Origin of the sequence: Pelomonas sp. KK5, from assembly GCF_001984095.1 — a bacterium.
Lineage (GTDB): Bacteria > Pseudomonadota > Gammaproteobacteria > Burkholderiales > Burkholderiaceae_C > KK5.
In genome coordinates this window covers 40,410-54,780 of record NZ_LYVQ01000008.1, presented here as the reverse complement: position 1 = coordinate 54,780, position 14,371 = coordinate 40,410, and the positions used below count along the sequence as shown (strand labels likewise).

The window sequence follows — 14,371 nt, the reverse complement described above, 5'->3', positions numbered from 1 at the left end:
GATCAGCGGCATCGACGACACCCTCGTCCGGCGCCGCGCCAGCCGCCTGCAGCAAGGGTCGTTCGAGAAATCGATGGCCAGCTCCCATTCGGGGAAATTGCCGGCCGTTATCGCCTGGAACAGGTCGCGGCGCTGGAAGTCCGGGTCGGCGCCGGCCAGCACGTTGTTGCCGACCCGATCCCAGTTGCCCTCCCGAACACCGGCGTGCGCACGCCGGGCTCGGTGAGGAGCCTCGCGGTGGCGACTTCGGCGAGCGGGTCAGTCGGCGCGAAGAAGCCATGGGCCGCCGTGCCGCGTCCATGGACGATGCGCTCGGGGATGTGCTCATGGTCGAAGTGGGTGAGTCGGTGGAAGAAGCCGGCTTGCGGGCCATCGTGCGGTACTCCTTGCTTGCTGCCGGGCGGAGCCGCCATCCTCGGGCGGCGCCGCCACGGCGGGTGTCGGAAGGCTCGCCAAGGCGCCGTAGGAGAAGCTGCTGCATTTCGTGGCAATGCAGGGAATGCCCTGCAGAAACAGCCACTTGCGACGCTTGTGGGGCGCTTGCGCACGAACTTGTCCACAGATCGCAGGGACAAATACCGAACGATATGCCTGCCTCATTTGTAGGCAATCCAGAAAATCACTTTATCAATCAAAAGCTTGTGCGTGTTTTTGAAAGCTGCTCCACGGACTTGTCCACATCAGGGGTGGATATACCCGGCTTCAAGCGCCTGCTGCATATTTAGGCAATGCAGAGAATCAGTTTTAAAATCAATGATTTGTAGAATCTTTTGAAAGCTTCTTCACGGAGATTTCCACAGCCGGCGGGGATAGATCGATGCTCGCAAGCTGTTGAAAAGCAGCGGGTGCCGCATCCGCCGGAAGTCGTGATTTCACCTTTTTAATCATGAGCTTGTGAACGTTTTCTCCAGCTTTCCCAAGGGCTTGTGCACAAGTGCTGTGGATGGAGAGCGAGCCTCGAAGCAAGAAATATCCCGTGCGCGCGGCCTGCCACATTTGGAGGCATGGTAGATAAATAACAATTGAATCATTGACTTGCGCAAGCTTTATAAAGCTTCTTCACGGACTTGCCCACAGCAGGCGGGGATAGTTCCGGCGACGCTGCCGCAATTCGCGGCAGGGACGCTTTTCCCTGTCGAATCATGGGCTTGCGGGGGCCGTCAGCAGCTTGCCCACCCGCTTGTCCACAGCCCCGCTGGATAACTCAGCCAGCCGCCACTTCGCGCCACTGCTGCGGCGTCACGCCATGGTGCTGGCGGAACACGCGAATGAAGTAGTTGTGCGCGGAGAAGCCGCAGGCCCAGGCCACCTCCTTGCCGGCCAGCGAGGTCTCGCGCAGCAGCCGCGCCGCCCGCTCGATGCGCAGGCGGTTGATGCAGGCCAGCAGGTTCTCGCCACTGCTCTGGCGGAAGACCTGGGAGAGGTGGTCCGGGCTGCAGCCGGACTGCTCGGCCAGGCGGGCCACGCTCAGGGCCTGGTCGCCCAGCTGGTTCTGGATCAGCACGCGCAGCCGGGTCACCAGCGCCGGCTCGGCCGGGGCGTCGTCGGGCGGCGCGGCCAGCACGTCCAGCAGGCCGGCCACCGCGGCGGCCACCAGCGCCCGGCCCTGCGCCGGCGCCCAGGGCGTGCCGGCACCGCCGGCCGAGCAGGCATCGAACAGCAGGTCGTGGATGCGCGCGGCCTTCGGGTGGTCGCCGGCCTGCAGGTGGGCCACGCCCGGGCGGCCGGGCTCGATCTCGCGCGCCAGGTGGCAACTGACCCGGGGCCCTTCGGCAAAGGCGACGATGTTGGCGAAGGCCTCGCCGCGCTTCGCGCCGACCCATTCGTCATGGCGCAGCTGCGGCGGCACGACCAGGGCCTCGCCGGCCTTCAGCCGCAACTGCTGGCCGGGGAAAGTGAAGTCGGTCCAGCCTTCGAGCTGCAGGAACAGCTCCGGCGAGAGATGGAAATGCCCTTCGCCGCGCGCCACCGGCGCGCTCAGGGTCTGCGGCAGGTGCAGCCGCAACGAGCCATCGGCAGCGGCCGCCAGGAAGCCCGCCAGACCTTCGCGCAGGTGCGCCGCGTCGCCTGGCCGCTCCGCCTCGGGCTGCACGGAACAGGGCCGGGTGTCGGCCTCTTCGGTGTGTTCACGGAGATCCCGGATTTTTGCCATCGTTACCGTCTTTCTGACATTGGCTTCGCTTCATCGCCCATGCGCAGCATCCTATGCTGCTGCCCATGAACTCAAAGATTTCTGTCATCGTCTGGAACGAATTCCAGCACGAACGCCAAAGCCCCGCCATCGCCGCGATCTATCCGGACGGCATGCACCAGGTGATCGCCCAGGCGCTGCGCGTCGGCGACGCCGAGCTGGACGTCGGCACCGCCACGCTGGACCAGCCCGAGCACGGCCTGAGCGAGGAACGCCTCGCAGGCTGCGACGTGCTCGTCTGGTGGGGCCACAAGGCGCACGAGCAGGTCAGCGACGAGATCGTCGAGCGGGTGCAGAAGCGGGTGCTCGAAGGCATGGGCCTGATCGTGCTGCACTCGGGCCACTTCTCGAAGATCTTCCGCCGCATGATGGGCACGAACTGCTCGCTGAAGTGGCGCGAGGCGGACGAGAAGGAACGGGTCTGGGTGGTCGAGCCCTCGCACCCGATCGCCGCCGGCCTGGGCGAATACTTCGAGCTGCCGTATGAAGAGATGTATGGCGAGCGCTTCGACATCCCCAAGCCGGAGAGCACCGTCTTCATCTCCTGGTTCGAGGGCGGCGAGGTGTTCCGCTCGGGCTGCACCTGGGAGCGTGGCCATGGGCGCATCTTCTACTTCCGCCCCGGCCACGAGGCCTACCCGACCTACTACGACGCGAACGTGCAGCGGGTGCTGAACAACGCGGTGCGCTGGGCCGCGCCGCGGGTGCAGATCGTGGACAGCTGCCCCAACGCACAGCCGCTGGAGAAGCTCGGGAAAAAGGAGCTGAACTTCGCCAAGGTCGGCATCGTGCAGAGCGTGAAGGACGTCCAATGACGGCCCGCCTCAAGGTCGGCGTCGTCGGCCTCGGCATGGGCCGCGCCCATATCGAAGGCTGGAAGGAGCATCCGCAGGTCGACCTGCTCGCCATCGTCGACCCGGACCCGAAGCGCCTGGCCGAGATCGGCGACAAGTACGGCATCGAGGGCCGCTACGCCAGCCTCGAGGCGATGCTGGCCGCCCACAGGCTCGACGCGGTGAGCATCGTCACGCCCAACAAGTTCCACCGCGAGCAGACGCTGGCCGCGCTGGAGGCCGGCTGCCATGTGCTGTGCGAGAAGCCGATGGCGATGTCCGCCGCCGAAGGCCGCGAGATGCTGGCCGCCGCCGGGAAGGCCGGCAAGCGCCTGATGATCAATTTCTCCTACCGCTTCTCCGCCCAGTCGCGCGCGCTGAAGGCGCAGGTGGATGCCGGCGTGTTCGGCGACTTCTACTTCGGCCGCAGCGTCTGGCACCGCCGGCGCGGCATGCCGGGCTTCGGCGGCTGGTTCGGCACCAAGGCGCTGTCCGGCGGCGGGCCGCTGATCGACCTGGGCGTGCACCGCCTGGATCTGGCGTTATGGCTGATGGGCTACCCGAAGCCGACCTGGGTGATGGGCGCCACCTACGACCCGATCGCCCGCGCCGCCGCCGACAAGGCCGGCAAGACCTACGACGTCGAAGACCTGGCCGCCGCCTTCATCCGCTTCGACAACGGCGCCACGCTGGCGCTGGAAGCCTCCTGGGCCGCCAACATCCAGGAGGCCGAGCTGATGGAGACTCGCCTGCTCGGCACCAAGGCCGGCCTGCTGCAGAAGAACCTCGACGAGGGCTACGTCTTCGACGCCCACATCTTCACCGAGCAGCACGGCGCGCAGTTCGACATGCACCTGAACCCGCCGGCCGCCAAGGCGCCCTCGGCGATGTTCGACTATGCGGACGCGATCCTGAATGGCAAGCCGCATCCGGCGCCGGGCGAGCAGGGCCTGCTCGTGATGGAGATCCTCGATGCGATCTACGAGAGCGCGCGCAGCGGCGCGCCGGTGAAGGTATGAGCACCACGACGATGAGCGCCGGCCCGGCGCCGCACACGCTCTCCCGCGCCCGCTGGGCCAGCCGCACGCAGTTCGCCGCCCTGGGTGTCTTCGGCGGCGTCTGGGGCGTGCACATCCCCTCGGTGAAGCAGCAGTTCGAGCTGAGCGAGAGCGGCCTGTCGATGGTGCTGCTGTCGATCGCCTGCGGGGCGGTGCTGTCGCTGTTCTTCGCCGGCCGGGTGATCGGCCAGCTCGGCGCGCGGCGGGCGACGATGCTCGCCTCCGCCATCATGGGCCTGCTGCTCGCGGCCATCCTGCACTGGCCGGGCCTGGCCTGGGTGCTGCCGGCCGGCATCGTCTTCGGCGCGGCAATGAGCCTGTTCGACGTGGCGATCAATGCCGACGGCACGGCGCTGGAAGCAGCCAGCGGCAAGGCCGTCATGGGCAGCCTGCACGGTTCCTTCAGCCTCGGCGGCATGGCCGGCGCGGCGCTGGCGGCCGCGATGCTGCGCGCGGACATCGCGCCGGAGTGGCAGCTGGCCGGCACGGCGCTGGCCGTCGTCGCCATCGTCTGGAACGCCGCGCGCAGCATGCTCGACGCGCATCCGCCGGCATCCAGTGACGAACCCGAGGCCCATTTCGCCTGGCCGCGCGGCACGCTGCTGGTGATCGGCCTCTTGATCTTCAGTGGCATGACCGCCGAGGGCGTGATGTACGACTGGAGCGTTCTGTACCTGAAGCAGGAACTGGCCATGCCGCAGGACGCCGCGGGCCTGGGCTTCGCGGTCTTCTCGGCGGCCATGGCCGCGGCCCGCTTCGGCGGCGACGCGCTGCGCGCCCGCCATCCCGAACACCTGCTGCTGCGCAATGGCGCGCTGCTGGCGGCGGTGGCCATGGCGGCCGTGCTGCTGATCGGCCAGCCCTGGGTGGCGCTGGCGGGCTATGCCTGCGTGGGCGTGGGCCTGGCGCTGTGCGTGCCCATCCTGTTCAACGCGGCGACGCGGGTGCCGGGCGTCAGCCGGGCGGCGGCCATCGCCTCGGTCTCGTCGATCGGCTACTCGGGCTTCCTGATCGGCCCGCCGCTGATCGGCTTCGTGGCCCACCATGCCTCGCTGACGGCGGCGCTGGGCCTGGTGGTGGTGGCCGCAGGGGCATTGGCATTGGGAGCGAGGCGCGCTTCTTGCTGAGGGATGGCGACATGGCGCCCCGTGCGCGCCAGACGCTAGAGTCAGCCATGCTCGCCCCTTTTCCCCTCCATGCCGACGTCGCCCGCCTGGCGGCGTTCGAAGCCCAGGTCCGCGACATCATCCTGGCCCGCCAGGACCCGCACACCGGCCTGCTGCCGGCCAGCACCGCGATCACCGTCCACGGCGACTACACCCACGCCTGGGTGCGCGACAACGTCTACAGCATCCAGGCCGTCTGGGCGCTGGCCCTGGCCTGGCGGCGCGCGGGCGCAGAGGGTGGGCGCGAGCGGGCGCAGCCGCTGGAGAACGCGGTCGAGAAGCTGATGCGCGGCCTGCTGGCAGCCATGATGCGCCAGGCCCACAAGGTCGAGCGCTTCAAGCACACGCAGAACCCGCTGGACGCGCTGCACGCCAAGTACGACACGCGCCGTGGCGAGGTGGTGGTCGGCGACAACGAATGGGGCCACCTGCAGCTGGACGCCACCGCCGTCTTCCTGCTGATGGTGGCGCAGATGAGCGCCTCGGGCCTCACCATCGTCGAGACGGCCAGCGAGCAGGCCTTCGTGCAGAACCTGGTGCACTACCTGGCCAAGGCCTGGCGCACGCCGGACTACGGCATCTGGGAGCGCGGCCACAAGCGCAACGAGGGCGTGGCCGAGCTGAACGCCAGCTCGCTGGGCATGGCCAAGGCGGCGCTGGAGGCGATCGACGGCTTCGATCCCCTGGCCGATTCCACCGGGCAGGCGCAGCCGGTGCTCGTCGTCGGCGACGACGTGGCGCGCGCCCGCGAGGCGCTGGCCGCGCTGCTGCCGCGCGAGTCGGAATCGAAGGAGACCGACGCGGCGCTGCTCTCGGTCATCGGCTTCCCGGCCTATGCGGTGGACGACGCCAAGCTCGCCGAACGCACCCGCGCCGACATCCTCGCCAAGCTCGGCGGCCACTACGGCTGCAAGCGCTTCCTGCGCGACGGCCACCAGACCATGGTCGAGGACCATGCGCGGCTGCACTACGAGCCGGGCGAGCTGACCCAGTTCGCCGACATCGAGTCCGAGTGGCCGCTGTTCTTCTGCTACCTGCTGGTCGACGCCGCGATGCGCGGCGACACCGCCGAGGCCGCCCGGTGGCGCGACAAGCTCGAGAACCTCATGGTGGAACGGGACGGCCAGCGCCTGCTGCCCGAGCTCTACTACGTGCCCCGCGAAGCGGTGGAAGCCGAGCGCGCCGCGCCAGGCAGCCAGACGCGCCTGCCCAACGACAACGTGCCGCTGGTGTGGGCGCAGAGCCTGTACATCGTCGGCGCGCTGCTGCAGGAAGGCCTGCTGACCCCGGGCGACCTGGACCCGCTGGGCCGGCGCTTCAGCTTCCCGCGCCAGACCCGCGTGCAGCTGGTGCTGCTGGCCGCGGACGAACTGACCCGCTCGCGCATGGCCGCCCACGGCGTGGCCGCGCAGACGCCCGAGCAGCTGGGCGCCGTGCGCGTGCGCGAGGCCCAGCAGCTGGCCAGCCTGCTGCATGGCCTGGGCCGCTGCGACGCACTAGGCCTGACCGGCCGGCCGCTGCACCGCCTCGGCAGCATCGCCACCGCGCGGCTGTACTGGCGCGCCGGCGATGCCGGGCCCTCGCTGGTGCTGTCTCCCTTGTTCTGGCGGCGCAATGCCTATTTCGCGCTGGACAACCGCCTGCTGGCCGACGAGGTGGCCAGCGAGATCGCCACGCTGCGCCGCCAGTGGCAGGGGGTGGGCCAGCCGGTGTTCGCGCTGCTCCTCACCGCCCGCATGCTGGACGCGCCCGGCAGCGACGCGCTGCTGGCGCGTCTCGCGAAGCTGGCGGCCGACCCCGGCGTGCAGGCTGGCCCGCTGCAGCAGCTGATGCCGCAGATCAGCGCCAGCCGGCTCGACGGCCACGACGACTGGCCGCCGCTTCCGTGCAATGACCCCACGCCGGCGATCGAGCACCCGCCCGAATGGGAGGAGGCCGCCACCCGCCCGCTGTGGGCCGAGCGCGCCGCCGCGCTGGCGAGCACCCTGCACGCCAACCCCGACACCGAGGCGATCCGCCGCCAGGCCGAGCGCAGCCGCAACCCCTACGAGCAGATCGAGATCGTCGCGATGCTGATGCGCCGGGCCGAGCTGACGCAGGACCACGAGCTGCAGGTGGCGATGCAGCAGCTGGCCCGCGCCATCCATGCCCGCGCCAGCCGCGAGGGCCGCTGGGGCGTGATCCGCCGCGCCGCCGGCCTGCTGGACCTGCACGACCTGGGACTGGAAGACGCGGTGGCCGAGCTGGTGGCCCACGGCAAGCGGGTGGCGCTGGGCCGCGCCTACAGCGCCGCTGCCGTCGTCACCCGGCCGCTGGCAAATAACGAGTTACTTGAGCGCATCCGCCAGTTCGGCGGCGACGACCCGCGTGGCCGCGTGCTGATCGAGGAGACCGTGCTGCTGATGGGCATGCTGATCAAGGCCGAGCCGGGCCTGTTCGACGGCACGCTGACGCTGCGGCCCTGGCAGTCGCTGCGGCTGCTGTCGGGCTGGCTGGCGCGCGAGCACGAGCTGAACCCCTCGCGCGCCTTCGACATGCTGCACGACCTGAGCCCGCACGCGATCCTCGGCCGGCTGCAGGAGGTGATGCGGCGCGAGCAGGAGATGAACTCCAACATGATGCGGCTGCAGACGCTGCACACGGTGGACAGCACCGGCGCGATCGCCCGTGTCGATTTCCCTTCGCATCTCGACCCGCAGCTGGATGCCGACCAGGGCGGCTGGCTCGGCTGGCGCGAGATGGCCGGCGTGATGGGCCGCGTGCCGGAGGATTTCCACGAGCGCATCAGCGACCTGCTGTCCCACTGCGCGGGCCTGGTGATCGGCGACCAGCTCGACGGCGCCAACCGCGTGGACAGCGCGCTGGCCCTGGCCGACAACACCCGCGGCGAGCACGGCTTCGCGCTGCAGGTGGACGAGCGCCTGTCGAAGATCCATGCCCCCGAATACCGGCAGCTGAACATCGAGGCGCTGGCCGCGCTGCAGGCGATCGTCAACGCCAACCCCGAGCTGAAGATCGACGGCGCGCTGGTGCTGGACGTGCTGATCGGCCACGCGGTGCGCATCGGCTGGGAGCAGTCCTCGGACCACAGCCAGCCCTACACAGAGCAGGTCCCGCAGGCCTGGGCGGCGTTCTACGCGAGCCCGCCGCACCGGGTGGCGAACCTGGTGATGGCGGCGGTGCTGTACCTTTTGGAAGTGCCTCAGTGACACCATGAACCCGCGCGTCCGCCTGAACCCGATCGCCGGGCCCATCCTCGGCGAATTCCTGCTGACGATGACCGTCGCGCTGGCCGGCCTCTGGCTGGCCTCGCACGAGTCCGATGCCGCCGGCGGCGCCTTCGGCATGGTGGCGCAGATGCAGGAGACGATGTACGTCGTGTTCCGCGTGCTGGCGATCGGCCTGGGCGTGGTGATCACGCAGGCGCTGGGCGGCGGGCAGGTGGACGGCGCGCGCCGGACCGCGCTCGGCGCGCTGGGTGCGAGCACCTGGGCCGGGCTGGTGGTCGTCTCGGCCCTGCTGCTGGGGGATGACGCCGCGCTCGATGCCTTGAACGCGCCGGCCGAGGTGCAGCAGCTCGCCGGCCCCTTCCTGATGATGCTGGCGCCGGCCATGCTGCTGGACGCCTACAACCTCAGCATGGCCGCGATCCTGCGTGCCCATCTGCATGCGCGCGAGTCGCTGCGGGTGATGGTGGTGATGCACGCCACCCACCTGGCGCTGGCCTTCGTGCTGATGCGCGGCATCGGGCCCTGGGACGGCTGGGGCCTGAACGGTTATGCGGTGGCGATGGTCATCAGCCGGGCGATCGGCCTGGTGCTGCACCTGGCGCTTTGGAAGCGCCTGATGGCGCTGAAGCCGGTGCGGCGCGACTGGGTCGTGGTGCACTGGCGGCTGGTGCTGCCGGTGCTGCGCATCGGCGGGCCCGGCGCGGTGGTGGAGGTGGTCTACCGCTCGATGTTCATGGTCTCGCTGGCCAGCACCGCGCGGCTGGGCGTGGAGGCGCTGGCCACCCACGCCTACACGCTGCAGATCCTCAAGTACGTGCTGCTGACCAGCAACTCGATCGGCTGGGCCACCGAGATCATGGTGGGCCGCATGATCGGCGCCGGCCGGCTGAAGGAGGCCGACCGGCTGGTCCGCAAGAGCGTGCGCAACGGCGTGCTCGCCTCCGGCAGCCTGGCCCTGGCCTGCGCGCTGGCCGCGCCCTGGCTGCTGCGCGCCTTCACCAAGGACCCGGCCATCATCCACGCGGCCCAGCTGCTGCTGTGGCTGTCGGTGCTGCTGGAGACCGGCCGCGTCTTCAACCTGGTGCTCAACGGCGCGCTGCGCGCCACCGGCGACGCGATCTTCCCCGCCCTCTCCTGCATCGCCTCGCTGCTGCTGGTGCTGGGCCTGGGCTCGTTCTGGATGGGCCGCTGGTGGGGCCTGCCGGGCATCTGGCTGGTCTATGCCAGCGATGAATGGATCCGGGGCATGCTGATCCTGTGGCGCTGGTTGAAGCGGGGGTGGCTGGCGCAGGCGCGGAGTACGCAGCGGCGGATACGCGGCAGTAGCGCGAGTTGACTCGTTGGCCTGTCTACTTGGGATCTGCAGCCTTGAGGATGCGTCGACGGGCAGCAGCAAAGTAGCCGTGGTTGGCGGCCGCTACAAGAGGTGAACCTGCGCCGGCAAACACCAAGTCTCGAAGCTGACGGCGCGGCTTGGCGGATGGAGGAAGGTCCTGCGGCCCCGGTGCCGGGATGCCGTTGTCGCGCGCGGAGCTGCTCAGCGGGGTCTTGAGCTTGGGCATGACGAACTCGAACTGCTGGGGAGGCTTCCGCTTGCCATTGGCGCTGGCGTCGAGCAACCAAATCATGGCCGGAGCCGCCTGGCATTCCGGGCCGAGCGCCGGGCCGCCGCAAGCATCGGCGTCCCCTCGGGGACCGACTGCGCCAGCGCGTTCAGCGCCGCAGGACTGGGCGAGGGGTCAACTTCAATCTGCTTCGAGGAACCTTCCTCGCACCTCGATGATCTCCGGCATCCTCTCCAGGAACAGCTCCACCAGCCGCGGGTCGAAATGCTTGCCGGCTTGGCTGCGTAGCTGTTCGCACGCATCCTCGACGCTCCACGCGCCCTTGTAGGGGCGCACGCTCGTGAGCGCGTCGAACACGTCGGCAATGGCGACGATGCGGGCCTCGATCGGGATGTCCTCGCCGGCCAGGCCGTTGGGGTAGCCGCTGCCGTCCCACTTCTCGTGGTGGGCCACGGCGATGCTGCGCGCCATGGCCAGCAGGCCGCTCTGGTGGGCGCCCAGGATCTCGGCGCCGATCAGCGGGTGGCGGCGCATGATGTCCCACTCGCGCTCGTCGAGCTTGCCGGGCTTCTGCAGCACCGCGTCGGGGATGCCGATCTTGCCGACGTCGTGCATCGGCGCCGCATGCATCAGGTCTTCGGCCTCGGCCTCGCCGAAACCGGCGGCCAGGGCCAGGATGCGCGAGTAGTGGCTCATGCGCAGCACATGCCAGCCGGTCTCGTTGTCCTTGTACTCGGCGGCGCGGCCCAGGCACAGCACGATCTCCAGCCGCGTCTGGCGCAGCGACTCGACCCGCACCAGCTGCAGGTGGGTGCGCACGCGGGCCCGCACGATGGCCGGGCTGATCGGCTTGCCGATGTAGTCGACCGCGCCGGCCTCGAAGCCCTGGGTCTCGTCCTGCACGTCGGCCAGCGCGGTGACGAAGATGACCGGGATGGCCGCCGTCGCCGCCTGGGCCTTCAGCGTGCGGCAGACGTCCAGGCCCGACAGGCCCGGCATCATCACGTCCAGCAGGATCAGCTGCGGTGCTTCGGTCCTGGCCAGTTCCAGCGCCTTGTGGCCGTCGCGGGCGTAGAGCAGCCGGTAGTCCTCCTGCAGCACCTGGCGCAGCACCTGCAGGTTGGCGGGCTCGTCGTCGACGAGCAGCAGCGTGGGGCGCTTGTCGGCGCTCATTGTTTCAGGGCCTGCAGCGCCTGGCGGGCTGCATCGAAGTCGAACTGGTCGAGCGCATCGACCATCGGTGCGCAGCGTGCATTGCCGATGCGCTGGACCAGCTCGGCCAGGGCCGAATCATCCAGTTCGCCGCGGCTCAGCGCCCTGTCGATCCGCTCCAGCAGGGCCGGCGGCACCGCCGTGTCGCCGGCCGGAAGATCCGACATCAGCGGCGCCGGCGCCGTCGCGGCGGCGCGGGACAGTTCGGTGATCTCCTCCAGCACCTCGCCCAGCGCGGCGGCCAGGGCTTCGCCGGCGCGCAGCGCCTCGTCATGGCGGCCCTGGCGCAGCAGGTCCTCGACCGGCTTGCTGGCCTCCAGCAGGCGCGGCAGGGCCAGGCTGCCGGCCACGCCGCGCCAGCGATGCACCAGCGAGCGCGCATCCAGCCATTCGCCGCTGCGCAGCAGGGCCAGCAGGCGCGGGCCGCCCTGGGCCTGCTCCTCGGCAAAGCGCCGCAGCGCGCGGCGCCAGGCGCTGGCGTTGCCCCACAGGCGGATGCCGTGGGCGAAGTCCAGCGCGGTGTTGTGGTGCTCCCCGTCGTCGCCGCGGGCGCGGGACGGCGCGGGAGCGCTGTTGTTCGTCGCCAGCCCCAGCACGCGGGCGATCTCGGCGCGCAGCAGCGCCGCCTCGATCGGCTTGGTGGCAAAGCCGTCCATGCCGGCGGCCAGCGCGGCCTGGCGGTCTTCCTCCAGCACGCTGGCGGTCAGCGCGATCACCGGCGTGCGCATGCGGGTGTGGCTCAGCTCGAACTGGCGGATGCGCCGCGTGGCGCCCAGGCCGTCCAGCTCGGGCATGTGCACGTCCATCAGCACGACGTCGAAGTCTTCCCCGCAGAACACCTGCAGCGCCTCGATGCCATTGGCAGCCAGGCGCACCTGGTGTCCGTCGCGGCCCAGCATCAGTTGCAGCAGCTCGCCGTTCTGCGCCACGTCGTCGGCGACGAGGATGCGCAGCGGCGGCAGCACCATCAGCTCGCCTTCCTCGGCGATGGCCACCGCCTCGCCGGCCGGCAGCGGCAGCCAGATGTGGAAGGTGCTGCCCACGCCGAGTTCGCTCTCGACCGTGATGCGCCCGCCCATGCGCTCGACCAGCTGGCGCGAGATCGTCGTGCCGAGGCCCGTGCCGCCGAAGCGGCGGGTGGTGGACGCGTCGGCCTGAGCGAAGGCGTCGAAGATGCGGTCCAGCCGGTCGGCGGCGATGCCGATGCCGGTGTCGATCACGCGCAGGTGGACCTGCTCCTCGTCCATGTGGACGGACAGCGTGACCGCGCCGGTCTCGGTGAACTTGATCGCATTGCCGACCATGTTGACCAGCACCTGCTGGATGCGCAGCGGGTCGCCCTTGAAGAAGCGGGGCTCGCTGTCCGGATAGTCCAGCTGCAGGGCCAGCCCCTTGCGCTGGGCGCCCAGGCGCAGCGAGTTGAAGGTCTGCTCGCAGACCGCGTGCAGCGAGAAGTCGAGCCGCTCCAGCTCGATCGCACCCTTCTCCAGCTTGGCGGTGTCCAGGATGTCGTTGAGCAGGCCCAGCAGCGAGCGGGCAGAGCCGCGCACGGTGCTCAGGTGCTTGCGCTGCAGCTCGGAGAGCGTGGTGTCCAGCAGCAGCTCGGTGAAGCCGAGGATGGCATTCATCGGCGTGCGGATCTCGTGGCTCATGTTCGCCAGGAAGGCGCCCTTGGCGGCCACTGCCGCCTCGGCGCTTTCCTTGGCGGCCGTCAGCTGCTGCTGCAGGCGCTTGGCCTCGCTGATGTCGACGATCACGCCGTCGATGAAGCGGGCCACGCCCTGCGCATCGCGCGCGCCGCGGCCGGTCTCGGAGACCCAGCGCTCGCCGCCGTCGCGGCGCAGCAGCCGGTATTCGATCGAGTAGGACTCGTTGGCGGCGACGGCCGCGTGGATGGCGCCATTGACGCGATCGCGGTCGTCCAGGTGGACCAGGTCCCCGCAGTGGATGACGCCGGACAGGAAGTCCTCCGCCGGCCAGCCGGACAGCGTCTGCATCGCCTCGCTGACCAGCACCATGCTCCACTTCTCGTCGATGCGGCAGCGGAAGGTCACGCCGGGGCTGTTGGCGATCAGGCTGCGGTACTGCTCCTCGCGCTCGCCCAGCGCCAGCATCAGGTTCTGGATGCGTTCCTTCTCCTTGCCGAGCTCGCGGTTCAGCGTGCGATAGCGCAGCAGGCCGTTGGCGCCGGCGGTCAGCAGGCTGATGGTCAGCGTCACCATCGTGATCGCCAGGGCCATGTAGCCGTTGCGGTCGACCCGGTCGATGCAGAGTTCGTCCGGCGCGCCGACGAAGCGGGCCGCGCCCATCGCCGTGTAATGCATGCCGGCGATCGCGCAGCCCATCACCAGGCCGCCCAGCAGCACCGCCGTCAGCCGCGACACCCGATGCTCGAGCCCGAAGCGCACCCACAGCGCCAGCATCGCCAGCAGCACCGCCACGACGATCGAGGCGGCGAACCACCAGGGGTCGTAGCGCAGCTGCGCCGTCAGCTCCATCGCCGCCATGCCGGTGTAGTGCATCGCGCCGATGCCGGCGCCCACCAGCACGCCGCCCAGCACCCACAGCGGCCGGCCCAGCGTGCCGCGCGAGATCAGGTTCAGCGCCACCCAGGAGGCCAGCACGGCGGGCAGCATCGAGGCCACGGTGATGCCGGTGCTGAAGTCGACGTGGGTGCACAGGTTGAAGGCCAGCATGCCGATGAAGTGCATGGCCCACACGCCGCCGCCCATTGCGAGGGCGCCACTGAACAGCGTGACCTGGCGCAGCCGGATCACGTCGATCGAGCGCGCCATGCCGGCCAGCTGCAGCGCCAGCGCGGAGGTCATCGTGGCCACGAGGACCGAGAGCGCGACCAACCAGGGCTGGTACTGGGCGATCAGCAGCGCGGTCGGGCTGCCGTCACGGAAGAGGAAATATTGGGTCAGGAAAGACACGGCGAGGGGCTTGCAGGGGCCAATCACCCTGCCGAAATGTCAAGTGCCGACATCTTGCCGCGTGTGGTGGATATTCCCCTCATTCTTGGGTGTAACCGTCCCTGAAATGCGCTGCTTTTTAACGAAGCTAGGGGCTTGACCGTGCGGCAATCGCACGACTTCCAAAACGCATTGGAAGAC

At 69.6% G+C, this 14,371-nt stretch carries 10 protein-coding genes and 1 pseudogene; 5 read left to right on the top strand and 6 right to left on the bottom strand.

All coding sequences use genetic code 11. The features are described 5' to 3' along the window. The 3 genes and pseudogenes from B0W88_RS35280 to B0W88_RS02215 all read right to left on the bottom strand — a co-directional run. The coding region (locus B0W88_RS35280) for a catalase (RefSeq protein WP_369973837.1) at positions 1–162 on the bottom strand (162 nt) is incomplete at its 3' end. Further along, positions 162–347 (bottom strand): annotated as a pseudogene (locus B0W88_RS35275) (catalase); the annotation flags it as partial. The gene B0W88_RS35280 and the pseudogene B0W88_RS35275, both read right to left, overlap by 1 nt. Before the next feature lie 857 nt (positions 348–1,204). Then, positions 1,205–2,152 carry an AraC family transcriptional regulator gene (locus tag B0W88_RS02215; protein ID WP_198937745.1) on the bottom strand — a complete coding sequence of 316 codons (948 nt, stop codon included), beginning with the start codon at positions 2,150–2,152 and terminating at the stop codon, positions 1,205–1,207. Positions 2,153–2,217: 65 nt separating this feature from the next. Here B0W88_RS02215 and B0W88_RS02210 point away from each other — a divergent pair, with 65 nt between their 5' ends. Genes B0W88_RS02210 through B0W88_RS02190 form a run of 5 tightly spaced genes read left to right on the top strand, consistent with a single transcriptional unit; the run spans position 2,218 to position 9,814 of the window. Next, entirely contained in the window at positions 2,218–3,006 is a 789-nt protein-coding gene (locus B0W88_RS02210) for a ThuA domain-containing protein (protein ID WP_077033018.1), read from the top strand. After that, entirely contained in the window at positions 3,003–4,043 is a 1,041-nt protein-coding gene (locus B0W88_RS02205; RefSeq protein WP_077033013.1) for a Gfo/Idh/MocA family protein, read from the top strand. Before B0W88_RS02210 ends, B0W88_RS02205 begins: the two co-directional genes overlap by 4 nt. Then, entirely contained in the window at positions 4,040–5,209 is a 1,170-nt protein-coding gene (locus B0W88_RS02200) for an MFS transporter (RefSeq protein WP_233151597.1), read from the top strand. The genes B0W88_RS02205 and B0W88_RS02200 overlap by 4 nt, the downstream gene beginning before the upstream one ends. A gap of 47 nt (positions 5,210–5,256) precedes the next feature. After that, on the top strand, positions 5,257–8,457 hold the full coding sequence (locus B0W88_RS02195; RefSeq protein WP_077033012.1) for a glycoside hydrolase family 15 protein: 3,201 nt from the start codon (positions 5,257–5,259) through the stop codon (positions 8,455–8,457). Between the two features lie 4 nt (positions 8,458–8,461). Continuing rightward, positions 8,462–9,814, top strand: coding sequence for an MATE family efflux transporter (locus B0W88_RS02190; protein WP_077033011.1), 1,353 nt, complete (start codon positions 8,462–8,464; stop codon positions 9,812–9,814). Positions 9,815–9,827: 13 nt separating this feature from the next. Here the strand turns inward: B0W88_RS02190 and B0W88_RS32790 are convergent, their stop codons facing one another. The 3 genes from B0W88_RS32790 to B0W88_RS02180 all read right to left on the bottom strand — a co-directional run bounded on the left by B0W88_RS32790 (position 9,828) and on the right by B0W88_RS02180 (position 14,191). After that, the gene (locus B0W88_RS32790) at positions 9,828–10,106 is read right to left on the bottom strand and encodes a hypothetical protein (protein WP_144006546.1); all 279 of its coding nucleotides are present in this window, start codon (positions 10,104–10,106) and stop codon (positions 9,828–9,830) included. A 117-nt stretch (positions 10,107–10,223) separates the two neighbouring features. After that, a complete protein-coding gene (locus B0W88_RS02185) occupies positions 10,224–11,216 on the bottom strand; it encodes an HD-GYP domain-containing protein (RefSeq protein WP_077033010.1) in 993 nt (330 codons plus the stop codon). Then, on the bottom strand, positions 11,213–14,191 hold the full coding sequence (locus B0W88_RS02180; protein WP_083748511.1) for an MHYT domain-containing protein: 2,979 nt from the start codon (positions 14,189–14,191) through the stop codon (positions 11,213–11,215). The genes B0W88_RS02185 and B0W88_RS02180 overlap by 4 nt, the downstream gene beginning before the upstream one ends. Between the last annotated feature and the right edge of the window lie 180 nt (positions 14,192–14,371).

Coding starts and splice junctions, on each gene's coding strand:
- B0W88_RS02215 (WP_198937745.1), bottom strand. CDS start 2,152: ATGGCAAAAATCCGGGATCTCCGTGAACACACCGAAGAGGCCGACACC.
- B0W88_RS02210 (WP_077033018.1), top strand. CDS start 2,218: ATGAACTCAAAGATTTCTGTCATCGTCTGGAACGAATTCCAGCACGAA.
- B0W88_RS02205 (WP_077033013.1), top strand. CDS start 3,003: ATGACGGCCCGCCTCAAGGTCGGCGTCGTCGGCCTCGGCATGGGCCGC.
- B0W88_RS02200 (WP_233151597.1), top strand. CDS start 4,040: ATGAGCACCACGACGATGAGCGCCGGCCCGGCGCCGCACACGCTCTCC.
- B0W88_RS02195 (WP_077033012.1), top strand. CDS start 5,257: ATGCTCGCCCCTTTTCCCCTCCATGCCGACGTCGCCCGCCTGGCGGCG.
- B0W88_RS02190 (WP_077033011.1), top strand. CDS start 8,462: ATGAACCCGCGCGTCCGCCTGAACCCGATCGCCGGGCCCATCCTCGGC.
- B0W88_RS32790 (WP_144006546.1), bottom strand. CDS start 10,106: ATGATTTGGTTGCTCGACGCCAGCGCCAATGGCAAGCGGAAGCCTCCC.
- B0W88_RS02185 (WP_077033010.1), bottom strand. CDS start 11,216: ATGAGCGCCGACAAGCGCCCCACGCTGCTGCTCGTCGACGACGAGCCC.